Source organism: Streptococcus sp. 714 (genome assembly GCF_013277115.1).
In the GTDB taxonomy this organism is placed as follows: Bacteria; Bacillota; Bacilli; order Lactobacillales; family Streptococcaceae; genus Streptococcus.
Genome location: NZ_VMMH01000013.1, coordinates 1 through 4,840, shown reverse-complemented (window position 1 = coordinate 4,840; position 4,840 = coordinate 1). Strand labels below are relative to the sequence as shown.

The 4,840-nt window shown below is 39.6% G+C and carries 3 protein-coding genes and 1 pseudogene; 1 reads left to right on the top strand and 3 read right to left on the bottom strand.

What is annotated here, in order from left to right:
- Positions 1-111: 111 nt before the first annotated feature.
- The 3 genes from thrB to mecA all read right to left on the bottom strand — a co-directional run bounded on the left by thrB (position 112) and on the right by mecA (position 3,158).
- Positions 112-981, bottom strand: coding sequence for a homoserine kinase (gene thrB, locus HT718_RS05355; protein WP_173267727.1), 870 nt, complete (start codon positions 979-981; stop codon positions 112-114).
- Position 982: 1 nt separating this feature from the next.
- A complete protein-coding gene (locus HT718_RS05350; protein WP_173267725.1) occupies positions 983-2,269 on the bottom strand; it encodes a homoserine dehydrogenase in 1,287 nt (428 codons plus the stop codon).
- 151 nt (positions 2,270-2,420) lie between these two features.
- Entirely contained in the window at positions 2,421-3,158 is a 738-nt protein-coding gene (gene mecA / locus HT718_RS05345) for an adaptor protein MecA (protein WP_173267723.1), read from the bottom strand.
- 120 nt (positions 3,159-3,278) lie between these two features.
- On the opposite strand from mecA, the pseudogene HT718_RS05340 reads away from it, so the two are divergent.
- Positions 3,279-4,757: pseudogene (locus tag HT718_RS05340) on the top strand (oligosaccharide flippase family protein).
- Positions 4,758-4,840: the final 83 nt, after the last annotated feature.

Sequence of the window (4,840 nt, the reverse complement as noted above, 5' to 3'; positions counted from 1 at the left end):
TGCGGCTAGCTTCCTAGTTTGTTCTTTGATTTTCATTGAGTATAAACTTCTTTTCAAAAAAAGGATAGGAAGCCCTCTGGTCGAGAGTTTCCCCATCCTATCTTCTATTCTTTATTTTGCTTCTACACGGACACCTTGGGTATCAACTTTCAAATCATGCAGTTTGCCTTTGAAGGATTGCTTTTCCAATTCTGCTTTAATCGCCGGCATCTTGTCATGAGAGGCCAAGACCATCACTGTTGGTCCGGCACCAGAAAGGTAGGTTGCATAGGCACCATTTTCTTTGGCTACTTGCTTAATCGTCGCAAATTCTCTCACCAAGTCCTGACGATAGCGCTCGTGGAAGAGGTCTCCCTCGATTGCTTGCCCAGCTGTCACCATGTCTCCTGCCAACAAAGCAGCAACCGCCACATTGGCAATAGAACTGGCAGCAACAGCTTCTTTGTAGGACAATTTTTTAGGCAAGACACCGCGGCTATCGCGAGTGCGTAATTCATAGTTAGGAATGTAAGCTAGAAAATCACATTCTGGGAAGTCTGCCACAATCGCAGAGACTTGACCTTCAACGGAACTTGCAATAACGAGATTACCATAAATGGCTGGAGCCACATTGTCTGGATGCCCTTCAATCTTGGTTGCCAACTGCAATTTTTCATGGTCAGACAAGTTGAGCTGGCCCAATTGGTTGGCTAGTTCAATCCCAGCTACAATAACAGAGCTAGAAGAACCCAAACCACGCGCCAAGGGAACATCACTGGTCATTTTCAAGCGTCTAGGTTTCAAATCTGGTACAATCTGCAGGGCAATTTTGAGCAAGAGATTACGCTCGTCATGTGGAATCCATTTGCCAATCTGGTGTTCAATCAACCACTCATCTCGTTCTTCACAGACCTCAATTTGAAGATACTTGGTTACAGCTACACCGACCGAGTCAAAACCTGGCCCGATATTGGCACTAGTTGCAGGTACAATAATTTTCATCTTATTCTCCTAGCACCTTGAAGGTATTCAAGAGGTCGAATTCTGAAACCTTCTTCAATTCAGCTGAAACATTTTCAAGCTGGGCTTTATTAATCTTATGTGTGATGATAACGACACGTGCCTTATCACCTTCTTTACCATCTTGGAGGATTTGCTTGAAGGAAATATCTTGAGCGTTGAAGATTTCAGCCAATTTCAAGACCTGACCTTTTGAGTCTGGAGCCAAGATTGAGAAATAGTAGTTTGCTTTGACATCTTCTGGATTTGCCAAGACCAAATCACGGCTATATTCATTGAAGTCTTTACCAATCGTTCCATCATTCAAACGACGAACGATACGGACAATATCCGCCACAACACTTGTTGCTGTTGGTTTTTGACCCGCACCTGGTCCGTAGTACATAGACTCACCGATACCGATAGATTCCACAAAGACAGCGTTCATTACTCCATTCACACTAGCAAGTGGGTGCGCTTTGGGTAGGAAGGTTGGAGTTACTTCTGCAGCAATTCCTGAAGGAGTTTCCTCAATAGAACCAACCAATTTCACTACATAGCCAAGTTCTTGAGCTACAGCTACGTCTTCTGGTGTGATATTGCGGATTCCCTTGTGGGCTACATCGTCAAAGGCAACCTTCATGCCAAAGGCAAATTGACTCAAAATCACCATCTTGTAGGCTGCATCAATCCCATCTACGTCATTTGTCGGGTCACTTTCTGCAAATCCTAGTCTTTGTGCTTCCGCAAGAGCATCATCGTAAGACCAACCTTCTTCCACCATCTTGGTCATCATGAAGTTAGAAGTTCCATTGACTACACCCAATACGCGAGTGATTTTATCAGAAGCCAATGAATTTGCTAGAGTACGAAGAATTGGAATACCCCCAGCTACTGCTGCTTCGTAGTAAAGTGCTACCTTGTTAGCTTTAGCGATTTCTAGCAATTCTGCGCCATGGACAGCCAAAAGGTCCTTGTTGGCAGTAACAACATGTTTCCCAGCTTCCAAGGCACGAGTGATAAAGGTTTTAGCTGGTTCGATACGTCCCATCAATTCCACTACGATTGTAATGTCCTTGTCTGCTAAAATATCATCCACATTGGTTACAAAGTTAAAGTCATTCCCTGCTGCAAGCAAGCGATTCTTTTCATCTTCATCTTTGACCAATACTTTAGCAACTTCAATCTCTGAATGTGCTGATTGATTGATTTTTTCTCCATTTTCCTTTAGGAGGAAAGGCACACCACTTGCAACGGTACCAAATCCTAGTAAAGCAATTTTAACTGTCATGTTTGTCTCCTCGAAATTTTCTAATATAGCTATTATAACAGAATTTTATGAAAATTCCTATTATAGTAAATCACTATTTCAGTCTAGAAAAGAAAAAACGAATCAGACGATTCGCTCTCCTTAAAATATAGAAATAGCTTTCCAGAAATGATTATCCAATCTTTTGCAGATTTAGCACAGCATCGTGATTCATCAAGACTTGACCATACTCTTGCAAAACTGAGCGACTGATATCACTATCGTCCGCAAACTCGCGCATACGGGCCAACAGCCAAGCTGGATATGGACTTGGATGATTTTCAATATCTACTAAAATGGTCAAATAATAGCGCTCGTTCATTTTGTAGAGTTCAGAAGTTTCCATCTCAAAGGTCACTGTCTTGGCAAAAGCCACTAAATCAGCCAACTTAGCAAAAGAAAGGATGTAGTAGATGTAAGGCTCTTTCTTTCCTTCAACTTCTTGTTCAGCCTGCTCTTGCTCTTCTTCCTTAGCTTCGACTTGCTCTAGAGATTGAATCGCTTCGATATCATCCTTGGTTTTGTCTGCGATGCTTTTTTCCAAGGTTTTGATAAATTCATCTGGCGACATTTGAGCCAATTCTTCCATATCTGGTAAATCCGATAAGTCTTCAAAATCTAGATTTTGGTCAATCTTTGATTTTGTTACAAAAACATCTACCTTATCAGGTTTTGGAGTCACACGGAAGCTCAACATACCTGTATCTAGAAAGCTATCAGGCATCTCTAACTCATCCAAGATAGCATAAAAGAACTCTTCTGTTTTTTCTTGAGGCACGAGAAAGTCAGCAATCTCCATGCCACGATCCATCAAATCCTCTAAAGACATCGTGATTTTCAAAGTTGTATCACTAATTTGTTTCATTTTCATTGCTAGTAACCTCATACTTTCAGTTCTATCTATTATACTAGATTTTTAAGATTTTATCAAAAGAATGAAGCGAGAATGTGATATAATACTAGAGACTATTTTACAATACAAGAAAGTACAATGAAGAATATAAAAGTTAATGCACTGGCTAGCTTGCTAGTCAATGTTCTCAATATCGTTTTTCCTCTGATAACCAATCCTTATCTGACGCGGATTCTCAGCAAATCCAACTACGGTTATTTCAATACCGCAAATACCTAGGCTAGCTTTGTCATTCCTTTAGCTGCCTTTGGGATATACAATTACGGAATTCGAGCTATCAGTAAGGTCAAGGACGATAAGAATAAAATCAACTATGTCTTTTCTAAGTTGTTTTATATTTCTGTTTTCACTTCTCTCCTGACGACTGGTATCTACTTCCTCTTTATCTTCTTTGACACCAGCATTGAGAACCTGAAAGTCCTTTACTACATCCTCGGAGCTCAAGCACTCTTCCAATTCCTCAATATCGAATGGATGAACGAAGCTTATGAAAATTATGCATTCATCTTATACAAAACATTGGTTATTCGCATTGCCATATTGATTGCTATCTTCACCTTTGTAAAAACTCCAAATGATATCGTACCTTATGCAATCATCATGAGTGCAACGACAATTCTCAACTATCTACTCAGTTTTCTCTGGATTAAACGAGAAGTTTCCTTTGTTAAGATTGGTCTTGTCGAATTAGTCAAAGCATCCAAACCACTCTTGACCATGTTGCTTCTAGCTAATGCCAATATGCTCTATACCTTACTTGATAGAATGTTTATCACCAAAGGGCCTGATGAAAACTACATTTCTTATTACACTATTGCTTCCAGCATCGTCATGTTGATTGCCAGTGTTCTGAATGGAACTATCAACGTCAGTATTCTACGTCTCGGCTACTATCTCGGTAAGAAAGACTACGAATCTTATAAAAACCTTCTGAATCAAGGAGCTGCCCTCTTTTATTTCCTTATCATTCCAACTAGTATTGGGATTATGGTATTAGGAAACTACTCTGCAGTCATCTACTCTTCTGAAAAATACCTTGAAGCAGGTATTGTGACTAGTGTCTTCACCTTTCGTACTATCATTTGGGCCATTGAGTTAATCCTTGGTAAACAAATTATCTTCATCAACGACCACGAAAATCGTTTAACAGCCTTTTACTTTATTGGTGGTGATGCTAATATCCTACTCAACAGTCTCTTGTATTTCAATAATATTTTTGCACCAGAGTACTACATTGCTACTACTGTTATTGCAGAAACTGTAGTTGTTCTACTAGAAATTTACTTTATCCAGAAACATCATCTGCTTGACTTAAAAAAAATCTTTACTGCTTTAACACGCTATACTATTGTATCCCTTGGATTCATCCCAATCTATTTTGCGTTTAAATTCCTTTTCCAAATCAACTCATTTACAGTCAACCTCAATATGATACTCATGGTACTCTCTACTGTAACAGCTTGCGGTATCTATTATCTCTTGACGCTATTTCTTACCAAAGATAAAACACTCCACTATGCACTCAATCTTGCTCTTGCTAAGATTAGAAGAAATTAAAAGAATCCCCTGCTAATAGACTATTCTACTAGCAGGGGATTTTCTCATTATTCCTTTTCTTTCTGGCTCTATAATATTTGTAG